The sequence below is a fragment of the Methylophaga muralis genome (genome assembly GCF_001720165.1).
GTDB classification, from domain to species: Bacteria; Pseudomonadota; Gammaproteobacteria; order Nitrosococcales; family Methylophagaceae; genus Methylophaga; species Methylophaga muralis.
In genome coordinates, this window is sequence record NZ_MCRI01000041.1 from 1 (window position 1) to 16034 (window position 16034).

At 42.8% G+C, this 16034-nt stretch carries 19 protein-coding genes; 3 read left to right on the forward strand and 16 right to left on the reverse strand.

From position 1 onward, the window contains the following. Positions 1-289 precede the first annotated feature (289 nt). From A9E74_RS11995 to A9E74_RS12020, 7 genes are all read right to left on the reverse strand, one after another. Entirely contained in the window at positions 290-1234 is a 945-nt protein-coding gene (locus tag A9E74_RS11995) for a CHAD domain-containing protein (RefSeq protein WP_069296856.1), read from the reverse strand. A 131-nt stretch (positions 1235-1365) separates the two neighbouring features. Continuing rightward, positions 1366-2700 carry a diguanylate cyclase domain-containing protein gene (locus tag A9E74_RS12000; protein WP_069296857.1) on the reverse strand — a complete coding sequence of 445 codons (1335 nt, stop codon included), beginning with the start codon at positions 2698-2700 and terminating at the stop codon, positions 1366-1368. A 210-nt stretch (positions 2701-2910) separates the two neighbouring features. Continuing rightward, on the reverse strand, positions 2911-3204 hold the full coding sequence (locus A9E74_RS12005) for a hypothetical protein (RefSeq protein WP_069296858.1): 294 nt from the start codon (positions 3202-3204) through the stop codon (positions 2911-2913). Positions 3205-3215: 11 nt separating this feature from the next. Continuing rightward, positions 3216-3905: a Rossmann-fold NAD(P)-binding domain-containing protein gene (locus A9E74_RS12010; RefSeq protein ID WP_069296859.1), complete on the reverse strand. Its 690-nt coding sequence runs from the start codon at positions 3903-3905 to the stop codon at positions 3216-3218. Between the two features lie 53 nt (positions 3906-3958). Next, the gene (locus A9E74_RS12015; protein WP_069296860.1) at positions 3959-4855 is read right to left on the reverse strand and encodes a DMT family transporter; all 897 of its coding nucleotides are present in this window, start codon (positions 4853-4855) and stop codon (positions 3959-3961) included. A gap of 190 nt (positions 4856-5045) precedes the next feature. Next, positions 5046-5171: a LuxR C-terminal-related transcriptional regulator gene (locus A9E74_RS14130; RefSeq protein WP_084003076.1), complete on the reverse strand. Its 126-nt coding sequence runs from the start codon at positions 5169-5171 to the stop codon at positions 5046-5048. 12 nt (positions 5172-5183) lie between these two features. Further along, a complete protein-coding gene (locus A9E74_RS12020) occupies positions 5184-5792 on the reverse strand; it encodes a phosphatidylglycerophosphatase A family protein (protein ID WP_084003077.1) in 609 nt (202 codons plus the stop codon). A gap of 50 nt (positions 5793-5842) precedes the next feature. Here A9E74_RS12020 and A9E74_RS12025 point away from each other — a divergent pair, with 50 nt between their 5' ends. Continuing rightward, positions 5843-6226 carry an aldo/keto reductase gene (locus A9E74_RS12025; protein WP_281198102.1) on the forward strand — a complete coding sequence of 128 codons (384 nt, stop codon included), beginning with the start codon at positions 5843-5845 and terminating at the stop codon, positions 6224-6226. Positions 6227-6235: 9 nt separating this feature from the next. On the opposite strand, the gene A9E74_RS12030 is transcribed toward A9E74_RS12025, so the two are convergent. The 6 genes from A9E74_RS12030 to A9E74_RS12050 all read right to left on the reverse strand — a co-directional run bounded on the left by A9E74_RS12030 (position 6236) and on the right by A9E74_RS12050 (position 11535). Further along, on the reverse strand, positions 6236-7366 hold the full coding sequence (locus A9E74_RS12030; protein WP_069296862.1) for a phage tail sheath family protein: 1131 nt from the start codon (positions 7364-7366) through the stop codon (positions 6236-6238). Positions 7367-7473: 107 nt separating this feature from the next. Next, positions 7474-8469 (reverse strand): GGDEF domain-containing protein, encoded by a 996-nt coding sequence (locus A9E74_RS12035; protein WP_069296863.1) that lies wholly within the window; start codon positions 8467-8469, stop codon positions 7474-7476. A gap of 264 nt (positions 8470-8733) precedes the next feature. Next, positions 8734-8877: a methylated-DNA--[protein]-cysteine S-methyltransferase gene (locus A9E74_RS15085; RefSeq protein ID WP_084003079.1), complete on the reverse strand. Its 144-nt coding sequence runs from the start codon at positions 8875-8877 to the stop codon at positions 8734-8736. 44 nt (positions 8878-8921) lie between these two features. Then, positions 8922-9650: an outer membrane protein gene (locus A9E74_RS12040; protein ID WP_176718935.1), complete on the reverse strand. Its 729-nt coding sequence runs from the start codon at positions 9648-9650 to the stop codon at positions 8922-8924. 342 nt (positions 9651-9992) lie between these two features. After that, a complete protein-coding gene (locus tag A9E74_RS14960; RefSeq protein WP_069296865.1) occupies positions 9993-10670 on the reverse strand; it encodes a methyl-accepting chemotaxis protein in 678 nt (225 codons plus the stop codon). Positions 10671-10959: 289 nt separating this feature from the next. Beyond that, positions 10960-11535 carry a CatB-related O-acetyltransferase gene (locus A9E74_RS12050; protein ID WP_069296866.1) on the reverse strand — a complete coding sequence of 192 codons (576 nt, stop codon included), beginning with the start codon at positions 11533-11535 and terminating at the stop codon, positions 10960-10962. 770 nt (positions 11536-12305) lie between these two features. On the opposite strand from A9E74_RS12050, the gene A9E74_RS12055 reads away from it, so the two are divergent. Further along, positions 12306-12674, forward strand: a complete 369-nt coding sequence (locus A9E74_RS12055) for a hypothetical protein (protein ID WP_069296867.1) — start codon at positions 12306-12308, stop codon at positions 12672-12674. A gap of 146 nt (positions 12675-12820) precedes the next feature. Here A9E74_RS12055 and A9E74_RS12060 read toward each other — a convergent pair whose 3' ends face one another. Then, positions 12821-13672 (reverse strand): PA4780 family RIO1-like protein kinase, encoded by an 852-nt coding sequence (locus A9E74_RS12060; protein ID WP_069296868.1) that lies wholly within the window; start codon positions 13670-13672, stop codon positions 12821-12823. 125 nt (positions 13673-13797) lie between these two features. Next, positions 13798-14139, reverse strand: a complete 342-nt coding sequence (locus A9E74_RS12065) for a Fis family transcriptional regulator (RefSeq protein WP_069296869.1) — start codon at positions 14137-14139, stop codon at positions 13798-13800. A gap of 144 nt (positions 14140-14283) precedes the next feature. On the opposite strand from A9E74_RS12065, the gene A9E74_RS12070 reads away from it, so the two are divergent. Further along, positions 14284-14571 (forward strand): DUF3144 domain-containing protein, encoded by a 288-nt coding sequence (locus A9E74_RS12070; RefSeq protein WP_069296870.1) that lies wholly within the window; start codon positions 14284-14286, stop codon positions 14569-14571. A 117-nt stretch (positions 14572-14688) separates the two neighbouring features. Here the strand turns inward: A9E74_RS12070 and A9E74_RS12075 are convergent. Beyond that, positions 14689-16034: sensor domain-containing diguanylate cyclase (locus A9E74_RS12075; RefSeq protein WP_141696812.1), on the reverse strand; the 1346-nt coding region annotated here is incomplete at its 5' end.

A 16034-nucleotide genomic window follows, 5' to 3' on the forward strand; every position in this document is an offset into this window, starting at 1 on the left:
CCGATATTTTGATGACTCAATTTCTAACTGCTAACAAATTGATCAAAGTTAGTTGCTCTAACCTCATATAAAAACTGATTAGTAAGAGTCAGCGTTAAAAAATGAACTATCTTTAGCAAAAAATCATACTGTTTGGAAATTAAGACTATTTGAGACATACAATCCTGACGGCTTTGTGAATTCGGCTAAAGCAAAATTATTTAAGGCGAGGAACTAGATTAATAAACCACCTCAAACGCCTCGCACCAAATCTGCAACATTTCACACACAGTTTCGGTACTTGTCCAAATCAAACATTCAAGTTTGCTGAGTTTTGCTTTGTCCTAAGCTTGTGCAGCATTCCTAGATAATTATCCCGCTCGTCCAGCCAGTTAAGCCATTGACGCTGCAGCTCCTGATCTTGCCAGCCGGACAAGGCAATCACGGGCTCACGGGCATTGGCAAAAACCTTGGTAATGGCTTGGGACTGTTTGCCGGTTAATAGGGCAATTTCTGACAGCTCGGAATCAATAACCCAACGAGCGAATTCCGGCAGATGACTACGAAAAACCTGCATGTCATGGAAATCACCCAGCAGTTCTTGGACCTCTTTGCACCAGCCCACCAGCTCTTTTGAGTCATGAACTATGCTGGTGAAGGGTTCGAGTAAATAACGCAGATATTTAATCTCAATGCGAGCAACATGTGTTTCTTCCATGCCTGCATGCAAAAGTTGATTAATATGCTCAATACGTTGATCAACCGTTCTATCCAGCCATTGGCCTAAACCAATACCTATTTTTTGTTTAACCTGGGGTTCAAGTCCCTGCTTTGCAGAGAATTCCAACTCCGTGGATTGCTGATAAACCTGTTTGCCGTATTCAATCAACTTATCTAGAGCAGGCATCTCGCCAATCTGTTTTTGAGCCACTGCCAACCAAGCCAGTGTCACTTCGTGATCACGCACGGGATTGCTTGCCTTAGCCAATACCTTCAATCGTTTGCAAGTAGGTTTATTCGTTTTGACTTCATCGCGGGCAAGCTTTACCCACACTCGTAACCGACGCAGCTCAACACGCATATCGTGTAATGCTTCAGGATCATCTTCTGCCGTTTGATAATGCGTCCAGGCAGCACGAAATGCTGTTTCTTTTTCCCGAATGACTTCTACCAGCACCCTACCCGCCGGTTTTAGCAAAATCTTATTGCCATCGGCGATCATCTCAGTCTGTGTTTTTTTGCTTTTTTTAGTCATAAAGATATCAGCAGTGCCTGACTTAGTTTTCTAACTATATCTGTGAAGCAATAAAGCAAATTTTCTATATTTAATATTGAGTATATTGTCTGCCAACAAAGCTGGTTAAACGATTAAATTATTGGCTTGGCTTATTCTATCTCTGGTTGCTCCGAAGTATCGTAAAAATAGATTCTGTTCGTACTGGATTTTTTGGCGCTATACATCGCATGATCTGCGGCTTCTAACATCTCGACAGCTGAAATGGTATTTTCTGTAAAGAGCGAGATGCCAATGCTGGCAGAAATCTGTACAGACTTTTTCTCCAGATCAAAAGGCAGTGCGATTGCATCAATAATTGTCTGAGCTACAACTTCGATATCTTGTTGCTGCTCAGCACCGATGAGAATTACAGTAAATTCATCGCCACCCAATCGAGCAACCGTATCTTCTTCGCGTACACAGTTAGTAAGACGTTCTGCCACCAATTGCAAAACGCGATCACCTGCCTCATGACCGAGTGTGTCGTTTACACCCTTAAAGCCGTCAAGGTCTAAAAATAATACGGCTAACGAAAGATTGCTGCGGTTGGCATGTTTGAGCTCTTGCTCCAGCCGATCCAGAAAAAGACGACGATTAGGCAGTCCGGTCAACAGGTCGTGGTGTGCGTTATGCCAAATTTTTTCTTCAGCAAGTGCCTGCTCAGTGATATCTCTGGATATGCAGACTGTTGCTTCGGTTTTTTGTTGCTCGTCCAGAACCGGTGCGAGTAGATACTCAAATCTTTCGCCTAAACCAGAACTAAAAGTGTGCACAAACTTTCCACGGTAGGTCGACTGTTCTGCTATTACTTTTTCAATATTGTGCTGAAAATCTGCTGCGAACGGAAACCCGAGATCAAAGGTGGATTTTCCCATTATTTCCTCGGGTGCCAGAGCAAAAAGATCGGCTGTGGCTTTATTGGCATAAATAAATTTACCCTCAAGATCCAGCACATAAATTGGATCTGGCGAAGCCAACAACACAGCTCCGAACAGCCGGGTTTCCATCTCTTTAAGTGTCGCATATTGTTCTAGCGATTCAGCAACAGCTTGATCTATTGCTTCATGGAATCGGGTGAGATCTTCAAGATGGTCAAATGGAATCGTTTTGTATGATTTGGTCCAATGTGCGACTACGCTTGCTCGAAGGGCCCTGAATTCGGAAACCGTCTCAATTACAGTAAATCCGCTGGTTTGTCTGTCACCGCCATGAACTTCTGCCCAGGATTCTTCGCCGGCCGACGCACATCCTTTCGATTTAGCGGCCTGTTCTGTTTCACTTTGGGGGGTATCAATATCGTCAGCAATTTCCAGCAGCATATGTCTGGCATGATCGCGAAGTCCAGTTTTGCTCATATGCTTGGCGCTGAGGATTGTTTTCGCAAACGCTTCCCAGTCCTGCAGAATAGGTTCAATCTCTGTTCTAATAAAATCAGCTAACCGCATTGTTCATCTGCATTTGTTTGACTCACGTTGAGGACGGAAACAACAAAATCTGAACATTTGGTTCAGAGCAGGATTTTCTCACATATAGGGTCAGTACATTTTAAATTTGAGTTGATGTAAGAAAGCTCAGCGACTTTGAATGATCGTCATACATTTTGAGAACTTCTTAGAAAGTATACTCCGCTCGGCATATCCAATAATCTTCAGAATTTATGCTTGTGGGTAACGCTGTTTTGATACGTGATCACGGCAACGCAAACCACCTAACAGTGCAATAGCAATAACGCATCCAGCAGTTATTAACGGATCCTCATTTATCAGCATAATTTTGCCAAAGTACAAACTAACCGCAACAATGGTGACCAGCGCCAGTAACAAACAAGCGGCTGCCCCCACCCGAAATGCTAAAGCTTTAGAGATATTATTATTTCGACACCATTTTCCTACAGCAGCCATATAAGCGTAGTAAATGATTATGCCGATTATTGCTGCTACCAATTGCACGATTTAATTCCTCAGTATTTAACATTCCGCTGATGCATCTCCGCGTTCGAAAGCACGAAAGAGTCACTTTTAAACTCATTATAAGCCACATCAATCATTGCAGCCGCAACACATTTTGTGGAAATAGGCCGTATCGATTTTGGTAAAAAAGATGCAATAGGTCCTAGCAATCCATCAGCCAGTTTTTCTGCAAATCGACCATCATCAGGTCGCCCCAAAAGTAGCGAAGGACGAGCAAAAAACACGCTCGTCAAACCGAGCGATTGAATATCGCGCTCCACTTCGCCTTTGACGCGATTATAAAAACTGGCTGATCGAATATTGGCCCCGTGAGCTGTTACCACACCTAATCTAATAACAACGGCAGACTTACATGCTCGTGCAAACGCAAGCACCAAATCATGGTCGATGTGGCGAAAAGCCGCTTTACTACCCGCTTGTTTTTGTGTGGTACCCAACGCAATAAAGGCGACTGAGTTCGTAGGAATAAGTGGTTTGCTGTGTTGTTCCAACTGCTCAAAATCAACAACATGGTTTTTGATTTTTGAGATGATTGCCTCAGGAAAACTGAGCAACACATCCACCTCACGACGAGATATCAAAATGATATTAGTAACATCATCTCGTTGACTTAGCTGTGTAACTAACTGCGTTCCAATAGCGCCCGTTGCACCTAAAACAATTGCGGTATCAGACGTCATGAACGTCTAACACGGCAGTTTGTGTATCAGGATTAATGGCCATTTATACCTCTTTAACTATGCATCATCACGATACCGGTCAGTGCAGCCGCTACGCCGGTCATTTGAACCCATGTGGCTCGCTCTTTCAATATTATAAAAGCGAGAATGGCCGTTGGAACCGGCGATAACGCACCGGCGACACCAGCCACGGAAAGCATACCTAAATTGGCAGCAATGACGAATGTGAGTGTGCCAAAAGTTTGAAACAGGCCAACCACTACTACTATCGGCAAATTGCTCCTGTCAAAAAACAAATCAGGTTTAAGTACCGGGATCAAAACCGCGACAATCAATGCTGATGCAATAGTTGCTGACGCTGCTGGCCATAACGGAGAACTCGATTGGGCCTGCCCAAGAAAAACAAAGAAAAGCCCAAACCATAAACCCGCGCCCGTGGCTTGCAGAATACTGCGATCATAAGCCAGAAATCCGCGTTGCAACGCATAAAATGTTGGTAATTTTTCCGGTTGCTTGACCTGTTTAAAGGCGTTTTCAGTTGTGGTTTTTTCGCCGCTACTGACCAAGGCAATCGCGATAACCACCAGCATTATCCCTAATATTGCCATCGTCGAAGGACGTTCCCCCAGCCAATAACCCACCACAAAAGGAATAATGGCTGTCCAAACACCGGTAACAGCAGCCACCACCCCCATCCTTCCATTGGATAAAGCACGATAATAGAGAATAAAGCCTGACCCGAGCGTAGCGCCTGCCGCCGCTCCCCAGGCAAGATCGGAAATATTTGGTGTCCCTCCAAACATCACTGCCAGCACAGTAATGACCACCGATCCGATGGATTGTGAGTACAGGGTCAATGTCAGTGGAGACATTTTTCTGCCCACCAAACCACCGAGAAAATCGGCGATACCAAAACTTAAAGCGGTCAACAGACCGAAAAACAGCAGCATAAACTCCTCTCCAAACCGTTAAAAGGCAGTAAAGCTTTCAACCATCATTGGATAAAGCTATGGATGTATTTTGGGTGTAACGGCAGACTAACACATTGGTCTAAAGAACGATGTCAGACTTAATGAGTACTACTTTCGTGTCTGGTCGAAAGAGGCGGATCCAGCAATGACGTATTTTGGCATACACGTATCAATAGACGCGGCTGGACATGCCAAGCTTATCCAATAAATAACTCATATGAGACTTTACCGTTTTCTCGGTGATACCTAACTGCTCGGCAATTGAAGCATTACGTTCATCCTTATACAGTTTCAATCTCCGGCAATTTCAATCATCGTTTGTAAAAGTGTCTCGCTTAACTGAAGCTCTTCTATACCAACGCCAACCAATACTGAATAGAAGCAATGTCCACAATGATGCGACCACATCATCAAGCACTACTCCCACACCTCCTGGTAGTGATTCTGCTGCCCGCGCAGGTGGTGGTTTAGTCCAGTCAATAATCCTGTTGGTCATAAAAATACCTGCCAGCATTACAGGGTATTGATGGATGGGCAGACCAATGGTTGCCACCGGAAAGGTAAACAATTCATCCGCCACAATCTGTGAAGCATCTTTGCCATCAAAGTAAGTTTCACCATAGTCACATATTGGAATAGCGACCAGAATCAGTAAAGTCACCGCTATCAATTGTTTTCTGATAGATAAACGACAAATCATTAAGCTTAAAATGATGCCACCCAGAGCACCTGCAGTACCGGGAATTAAAGGCACACAGCCCAGACCGAAACTAATGGCAAGCATGCCCATCAGATCATCGGCTGGCACACCGCAAAGAGATTGTCCTGATAAGATAAAACTTACAACAATGACTACTGCAGCAATGCCCAATATGGTCACAGTAATAATCATTTTTTTGCTGAGAAGAGTTTTCATTATTTACCAATGAGTGATGCAGTGTTACCAGCAGATTACAACAAATTATCCTGAATAAGCATGATGATGCACTCAATCAACTCTTTCCTTTAGCAGATTGCCGTGATGTCTCTTTTGTGTTGGGAGCACCACTAAACTCAGGCTATTTAGCGGGGAATGATTATCACAACTACAAGAAGGGCGCGCCGGATCACATTCATCAAAAGCGCGAGCAATATCGCAAACTGGCGAAAGATCTTGATGTGGACTTACACACAGCTGCATTACAGTTTTGCAACGCCCCAAACGTAGTGAGCGCCATATTGCCAGGGGCCAGCAAACCTGAACATATTCGTGAAAATGTGTCCTCCCTTTCTACCCACATTCCCACAGAATTTTGGGAAGCAGCTAATCGGCAAGGAGTGATAGAAGAAAACGCTCCGGTTCCAAGTTAGTTCGGAAAATTAAGCAGCATTGAGTTCCACCCGAAACACCATAAACTCAGCCGGCTTGATAACGGCCACGCCGACTAAGCACACCACTCGTTGGTTATCGATGTCTAGCTGTGTCATAGTGCTGCGGTCACACCGAACAAAGAATGCCTCTTCTACTTTGTTGCCAACCAAACTGCCTTTGCGCCATTCATTGAACAAAAAGTCACTGATGAGCTGCTGAATATTGGCCCACAAGATCTCGCCGTTAGGCGTTGATTCGGCCCACGGCGTTCCACGATCGATAGAGGCTTGCAGATAATTGAAAAAGCGGCGAACGTTGACGTATTTCCACTCAGGCTCACGTGAGAGTGTTCGGGCACCCCACACTTGGTGACCTCTGCCCTCGAAGAAACGCAAGCAGTTGATACCTTCGGGATTGAGTTTTTCCTGATCAATGCGAGTTATATTGTGTTCAAAGCCAACCACCCCACGCAGCTCCTCGTTCGCGGGAGCATGATGCACACCACGTTGAACATCGGTTCGTGCATAAATTCCACAAATGAAACCTGATGGCGGCAGCAAGATCTCTTCATCCTCTTTGCTGCTAGCCACCACCCATGGGTAATACATCGCTGCATATTTGGAATCGAACTGACCTCGATATTCGAGCACTTCAGCAGAGGTGAGACCGGGCGGTGGATCAATCACTGCAAAGCTTTGAGTGTCGGGACGTTCGGCATAAGCAATTAAAGCGTGAGCAACTTCAACTGAAGTATTGCCTGGCGTAGCCACAATAGCTATATCTTGCAGTGGTTCAATAGCGGCAAGTGCTCGTTGATAGCTGGCAAGTGACGAAAAATCTGATGTACGGGATATATAAAGATACTGTCCCCCTTCATCGAAAAAGGCACGTGCCGCATACGCTACGAAGTTGGTGGCTGAAGACTGGCATTCATCTGCAGGCAGATCATCCAGGCTGCCATAGATCTGCTCAAATTCGGCGAAGCTGGTGAGTAATTCTGGAGCACTATCAACTGAAGCATCCGGCCCTTGTAATGTCGGGCCAATAAAGGCAGTAGTATGGGTATTTACCCCATCAATGGTCTTTCTGCGTGAGCTTGTTTCCTGAACATAGACGCCAGGTACAGTGTATTCGGGCATACAGCATCCTCCCTCTCTCAATTCAACGCAGTTGAGAGCTAACCATCGATATTTAATCGCCTAAGCATCGTCCCTTTCACTGACTTTTAGTCACGTTAAACCAGCATTTAACTTGGATAAGTTTCTGAATACCCATTCACCACGACTTTATTTCGGCCTGCATTTTTGGCGCTATATAACATGCGATCCACTGTTTGCAGTAAGCTAGTTTGGGATTGATCAGCTTGAAACTCTGCCACACCAATACTACAGGTGAGAGAAATTTCTACGCCATCATCCTGACAAAAACGGTGCTGTTCAAAATCAACCCTGATGCGTTCTGCAAGTAGTCTGGCGCTCTCTGTATCCGTCTCTGGCAGTAATAAAAGAAATTCCTCACCACCATAGCGACCCAATACATCTGTACTTCGACAGGCTTGTGACAAAATATTCGCCGATTCAATTAAAACAGCATCCCCGGTGAGATGCCCATATTCATCATTAACGTATTTAAAATGATCGAGATCGACCATTAATAAACTTAACTTGTGTTGATAACGCTCAGCCCGGTCAATTTCTACCGTTAAACTATCCATAAGGCCACGACGATTCGTTATACCAGTGAGTGAATCAGTATGGGCGATTCGTTCTAGCTCTTTGGTGCGGTCTAAAACACGCAGTTCAAGTGATTGGTTAGCTTCCAGTAACTCATGTTGAACTCGAAGTAACGCCTCATTTTTACTCCTAAATTCTTCATTACTCGGAATAGCCAATGCTTTAGGCATTAAACGCCAAATCATGATGGCGGTGAAAATAGATACCAGCCCGGTTGTGAACTTCGCGATACCTTCAATGTAATAAAACCCCTGCCAAATATTTATCAGTGAGGTTAAGTGGGTAACGCCACACAGAAAAATAAAAGCGGCAAACATGATAAATATCCAGTTAAACCCAAGATCGGTTCTTTTTTTTACTAAATAAATAAGTGCTAGCGGAATAACAAAATAAGCAATAGCTGTTAACACATCACCCGTTACGTGGAGGAATAGGAGATCTGGGAGCCACCGCAAACAATGACCATGCGGCATAAAGCTGCCATCAAATAACTTATCGACAAACCCCATATAAATCTCCGCTGAGAAAAGATTCTAAATATTTACAAATCGTTTTAAAAAATGACTTCCATTGAATCAACGAAGCACAAAGAGCTGCCTTAACAAAAATTAAAACAACAAATATCACAGAGCAGAAAGTTTGATAAGAATAATTTTAGAAATATAAATAAAACAAGTTAGATTCAGGCATGACCGCTACTAATCATTGAATGAGATGTTAGTAAAATTTTGTCCTCTGTTTTTTTACAGATGGAGTCGCTGGTGTTCCAGCAATCAATGTTTGCGTTCCAGACTGCCGTCAAAAGCCGTTAACATCCCATTTTTTCTGATCATCTTATGACAGGGAATGATAATGGAAACACGATTACAACCATTTGCAGAGGCAGCTGACCGCCTGCTTTTGGGTTTGCGCCCCACTCGGCCCGTACCGGGTAACTAATTTTGATGATATTGAATGCTGCCTAGAACCGGTAAGCAACGCCAACCGAAAGGATCTGGGTTTTAAGATCGACAGAACTCTTCAAATCATTAGCAAGCGTCGGGTAATTAGAATTGGTTACAACTGCTGTGGTGTCAGCTTTTCCATAATCCGCGTAAAGATACTCTGCTCGAATGGTCCAACTCTCGCTAAGAGCATATTCCCCACCTAGCCCAATTATCCAGCCTAATTTGGTGTCATTGTCTGAAGCACTACCAAAAGCACCTGTAGCTAAATTATCTGAAAATGTTGCATCCATCCTGATTCGAGAAGCGGCTAAACCACCCGTCAGATACGCTAGCCAGCGTTTCTCAGTCCACCCTACTCGAGCTCGTAATGAGGCTTGCCAGTCAGATTTCACCGAAACTTCATTAGTAAAGCTTGCCGTTGTATTGGACTCATAGATCCCGCCTGATGAAGATGATTCATCAAAGCTTAAACTGTTTAAGCCAGCTTCAAGCCCGAGATATAAACGATCAAACTGCTGCCCATAGCCTCCAAACAGACCAGCGCTTAGTCGAGATCGCGAAGCACTTTTATCGGCTTCTCCAGCAATTTGCTCAGGATCGGGCGGAGTAAAATAAGACCCCACAAAACCATCAGAAGTTGAAGCATCAAATGATGCACGATTATGAGCAGCCCCAAGGCTTGCCCCAATGTATGGGCCTGACCAATCATAATCCTGAAGAGTTTGCGCTTGCGCGCTGCTCATTAGGTTTAGAGCGCCAAAAATGCCAAAGGCAGCCAGCGAATAGTTAGAGATAAATTGACTCTTCAACTTCATTTTGTTCTTTAACACGCAATATTTCCTCCCTGGAAAATCAATCTAATCGACTTTGCTTTTTATTTCTTTGTCGAATTATATAAAGAGTTTGAATAAATCGCTTAATGTTTTTTCAGCACGAAATAAGGTTCAAAGCAACGACCTTTAATTAATCCCCACGAAATTTTTTGATGTAAGACAACAAGGTGTTTTGCCATCAATCTTTGCATTATTTGGTAAGTCGCCTACCACTCGATTTTGTATGGTTCTACTTTTTGCCAAGATGAAAGATTACTTAAGCAGTGCGTCCAGTTCTTTTGTTAATCTGGTGATTTCGGTAGTGGCATGACCAGTATTCTCGGCCAGTTTTTTGACCTCGGATGCAACAACAGCAAAACCTCGACCGGCGTCCCCGGCCCGTGCGGCTTCAATACTGGCATTCAAGCTAAGCAGGCGCAGGGTTTTCAACATATCCAAAATAGTTTGGGTTTGTTTGACGATGTCTGAGCTATGACCTTCGACCTCTTCCATTCTGGATTGACGTTCCAATTCCTGCACTTTCCTGGCCTGGATCGTAGTCACCACACCTTCAAGAAATGTTACTTGGTTATTGTCGTCAAAGACTGGGCCGCCCTTCTCATTAACCCAAATAGGCTCTCCCATTTTGCATTTTAAACGGTAGTCCACGTCCCAGTTCTTGTGTTGTTCGATAGCCGCCGCCACGGCATCATCGACAGCTTGTCCATCATCTTCGTGGATCAGGTTTACATATGAGGTAAATTTGTTACCAATCAACTCATGGTGTTTATACCCAGTAAGCTCCTCCACATTGCCAAACATGTTAAGCATTGTGTAATCATTATCCATGCGGCAACGATACAAAAAGCCAGACATTCGGCTGGAAATACTTTCAAAGATGTTTTGGTCATCAGCTGGAATTACGTTGGGAAAGGCATTAATGCTGCTCATAGGATCTCTTCTATTAATAGAGGTTGATAACGCTCGCATAAAGCGTGCGAAGTATGAGCGTCGCCTTTGACGCGTTTGTTAGGATTTATTCTGATGTAGAAATCATGGAGTCAACCACTGACCGATCTCCACGAAAAAAGCTAATTAAACAATAAATGAAGTTAATAAAGAAAGAAACTCACATCACAAAATCATGAATCAAGTTGGCTGCCCCTTTATTTCTCGCCAAATCAGGCTCGACGTCATATTAGAACGACAGCTTTGAAGTTGCACCGACCATCAATCATTATCAGGCTCTAAAAGAAGCAACCAGAGACTTAAGTAAATCCACCGATGGCTCAGATGATAAGGTTTGGCTTAGCTCCTTTATTATGCTGATGGGCAAATCCCACCATCTCAGTTCCAAAAGTAACTCTCTTATTTCCTCATCGAACCGGTATCTAATGTGTTTTGCAGGATTTCCACCGACAATTTCATAGGGAGCAACATCTTTTACAACGTGTGCGTTGGCAGCAATAACAGCTCCGCTTCCAATTGTTACGCCAGATACAATAGTTGAGCCATATCCAATCCAAACATCATGGCCGATGACGACGTCGCCATTACTAGCCGGATGCCCTTTTATTTCACGGCCTCCTAACTCATCAGCCATTTGATGACCAAATGGAAAAGTAGTGATCCAATCAGTTCGATGGTTTGAGCCAAGAAATATGGTGGTTTTCATTGCAATTGAACAGAAACTGCCTATCGTCAACGAAACGCCTTCGGCGCCGAAGACTTGCAAGTATTCATAACCATAGGTACATGGTCCAATTGTGACCTTGCTGTTTTCAATAATCCCTTGCTGAGTATCCAAACTCGCCATAATAATTTTTATCCTGTAGATATTCAGGCCATTCAAATAACCCGCGCCGAAATTAAAACATAAATAATGAATAATCCAAGAGCATTGTTTAAATTTGTTCTTAGTCTAAAAGGCGATGATTCCCTTTTATTATCCATCAAGCAATACACCAAAACCCTTACCTGATGTTTTTACAATAATCAGTGGGCCATGCCATACAGCCTTGCTTGTCATCATCATGAAAAAATACATGTCAGGCTCTTATGGGCATGGCAAGAGCCTAAAATATTAATCCATTAATGGGAAGCGCCCCCTTATATTGTTCTTGCCACATAAGTTAATTATTCAGATCCCAAATATCGTTTTACAGCTATGTACTCCAGCGAACAGACTCGATGATCAAGGAAATCTATTCTGAATTTAAATCAGTTTGCTAGGAGGGGTATTAACTGGCCGTACGAAAGGTCGTGTAACCTCGATTCCAGATTTGTAAAAAGAATACGTTTGTTTTAAATAATATCATCTACATAGACGGTGCAATAGTAATCATCTTAGTGATTCTCTCTTTTCATGGTTTGCGTTAGAACTTCATTCGTAAACGTGTCTCCTGAACGATATTTTGCAGTGTCTGTCTTCAAATATTACTTTCTCCACGCCGTATTGTCTGGCTGAGTAAGTCACTGCTCACTGGGCTCCTAAAGCATCCCAAGCGCTACGTTTTTAAGCAAATCAAGCTCCATCAAACAGATATATCAGAGAATTCTCAATCAATTATTCAAGGAACAATTTCAATGAACAATTATTTAATAAAGTCTGGAGCAAACATTAGTCTTTTTCTTCTCGCATTAACTGGCTGTGCTGGCAACACTACGACAGCTGATCTTATGAGAGATAACGCGTCAACTGGGCAAACTCAAGTAGACCTGAAGAATCAAATCGCGAAAGATTGGGAAAGAGGTACAAAATTGATTACTACGGGTGAAAAGCGTGTCGAAAATGGCGAAAAGCAAGTGGAATCGGCAGAACGCGATCTTAGAAGTGGTCAGGATGACATTGCACGTGGTCGAGGCGAGATCGCTGAAGGGCAAAAACTAGTCACAGAAAGCGAAAGAGTATTTCGATTAGATTACCCAGAGGTAGATCTCAATCAAACGAATTAAGTAATTTCTTATTTGCCAATCTATTTACAGTAGCTTTTAACTATCAGAGCCTTTCCCAGGCTAGACAAAGCTGCTCTAACACTACTTTAATGCTACAGGTCGGGGTCAGCCAGCTTGATTTTTCAGCAAATTAATATGGTTACCCCTTAATCATCCTTTTCACGTAACCACAATTGTCTTGCTTGTTCTTCTTCCAGAATCGCTTTGATTTCAAGCATCACCCCATCAACATCAGCGGCTTGGGTGTCTTCTTCAAATAGGCCAGTGAGTTCTGTATCAGGTAGTAATTCGCCATTCTCGAATAGCGACCATATTTCTTTTTCGAAATGGGTATTGCGTAATTCTGGTGCAAATTGGGCATAGTAACGTGTCATATTCTGCACATCACGAGTTAACATGGCTTGTGCATTATTATTTGCCACTGCATTCACTGCTTGGGGGAGATCGATAATCACGGGACCATGCGCGTCGACCAGCACATTAAACTCTGACAAATCGCCATGGACTAAACCTGCACAAAGCATTTTTTTCACAGAATGCATTACCATCATATGGTCTTCGATGGCTTGCTCGGCAGACATGGTGACATCGTTGAGGCGCGGTGCAACATCACCTTCCTCATCCGTAATCAACTCCATCAATAACACACCATTCATGCAATCATAGGGTTGAGGCACTCTCACACCGGCACTGGCAAGCAAATACAGCGCATCGACTTCGGCATTTTGCCAGGTTTCTTCTTGCTGCTGACGACCAAATTTTGAGCCTTTTTCCATCGCCCGGCCTCGGCGACTATTACGTACTTTTCGTCCTTCCTGATATTGAACGGCTTTTTTAAAGCTACGCTTGACGGCGTCTTTATAGACCTTGGCACAGCGTATTTCATCACCACATCTTACGACATAGACATCGGCTTCTTTGCCACTCATTAAGCGACTAATCACCTCATCCACAAGGCCATCATCAACTAGTGGTTGGATTTGTTTTGGTATTTTCATTGTTCGATTTTTATCGCTCAAACGTATCCAGTAAAAGATACCGTGCAGTATAGACTACCGTCGCTTGTTTAGAACGGGCGAGGCCTCATCAATGCATGTTTTACAAAGCACAATTGAAGTTTCCGTTAACCCAATCTGAGTGCCCAATTACCATTGTGATATTGATTACAGTTTTCTTCAGAATCGTATGCGATATGATCACCAAGACGTTTGAGCTTGATATCCATCGTTTTAAATTCAGCTTGAATAAGGGATATCAACGCTTGGCTGTCATCTGATTGAAGATAATTTTTCAAATTCTCGTTTGTATCAAACACACAAACAACCATTAAGCTATTCGGAAAATCCTCATAGTTAACCAAGTGCGTTAGCCACTGAAAACCAGTGATATCTTTTAATGCTTGTTCACATACCTCGGTCAATTTTAGCCGAAGTTCATTATCAATTTTTCTGTCTGTTTTACGCATAGTTCATATTTTCACTGGCTTTGGTAAACCCAAAACGGCTCAGGTTTTTCTATCTGATAGTATATGGTGCGTTCAATCAGCTTATAAAGCCTCATCACAGCTGCCAGCAAATTTCAAATCAATAACATTAATGAGAGAGAAAGAATGAGTGAAAATTCACCAACAAAAACATTTCAACAACGTGTCGATGAGTTCATTGCCGTTGCTAATCAACAAGCAGCAGACAGTAGTGTAGACGACGTCAATACATCAATTCTATTTTCAGCCGCCCGATTTAATGCTTTCAGCGTCGCCCGTTCTGTTGAGAGTGCAGAGAACCTACAAGCTGAAAAACAAGCCGCAATTGAATTCTTCACCCAACGTTTCGCAGAAATGCTAAACCAAAACCTAGAAGAACATATTGCCCGTTTTGATAGCTTTAGACAGAAATAATTAATTACTAAATTGCTGAACACAAAGTTCTGTTTAATGTAATCAGGGCTTTGTGTTCATTCATGGGTCAAAATAGAAACGGTACATTGCGTCGTTGTATTGTTCCAAATGGTCAAACTACGGTTCTTCATAAAAGAAATATTGGTTTTTACCTGATAACTTGGCTTTATACATAGCCATATCAGCTTGCTTTATCATTTCTTCCGCAGTAATTGAATTCATTCGACTCACTGAAATACCAATGCTCGCTGAAATCATGATATCTGAACCCCGGATTGATATTTTTTCCTGAAGCAATTTAAGAATTTTTTCAGCCACTGCAATAGCGTCTGTTTTATTTTGTAGATTAGCCAGGATAATCGTAAATTCATCTCCGCCAAGGCGCGATACTGTATCAATACCCTCCCGAATACACGATGTCAGACGTTGAGCAACATTGAGTAACAAGTCATCGCCGATATCATGTCCAAAGGTGTCATTAACATTTTTGAAACCATCCAGATCGATAAACAAAACAGCTGTCATAGCTTGATACCGTGATGATGCTTTTATAGCTTGCTCTAGTCGGTCCATACCTAAAAGGCGGTTAGGTAATGCTGTTACGGTATCGTAATGCGCCAACTTCTGTAGCTCATCTCGATTGTTTTCTAACTCTTTCGCTGCAAATAACGTAAGTCTTATATATCGATTGAAATGGAGACAAAACAACACTGAAACGATAGCTAAAAAGACAATAATCAGGCTAGTCATTGGCATAATTTCGCCTAAATAACGCTTACCCGGTAAATCGGGTTTCCAGACGATATCAGCAATGTGTTCTCCCAAAGGGTTCATCACCTTAAAAGCGGTAAAGCCGTTTTTAAGAGGCAAACCTTTAGGCTGAACGCTCAAACTATACAAATGAAATTGGCTCTCCCACTTATACAACAATGGTTTATTAACTGGCCGAGTCATGACTAATACACCATAGAGTTTTCCCAGTGACACAGTGTCAGACTCAATACTGGGTACAATGGCGCTAGCGGCGATAAAGTGTAGTTGACCAGAAATGTTGATAAACGATGTCACCGGGGTCGGCGATTTATAATTAACTTTTGTCGCTTTTTCGACAAGAGCTTGCAAGGCAGGCTGGGTATAAAGAGGAATCTCAGTAAGATTTTGTTCGCCATTGGCAAAGCTGATAAAGACTTTGCCATCAGCGTTATAAACGATAACTTGATTTATATGAAAGGTATTTAATAAGTAGTCACCATCTAGGCTTTCTTCAAAATAGAGTGAATCGGTTTTGCCTGTTAATGCTTCGGCGGCTTCATTCCAGTAACTGTAGTCATAAACCACCTTTCCTAGATTTTCACGCTCATTCTCAAACACACTTTTCGATACTATTCGCGATGACTCTATTGAGTTCGCATTTAAGTGATTAAACGATTCAGTAGTCAAATACAGAAAATAGATGCCCAGAC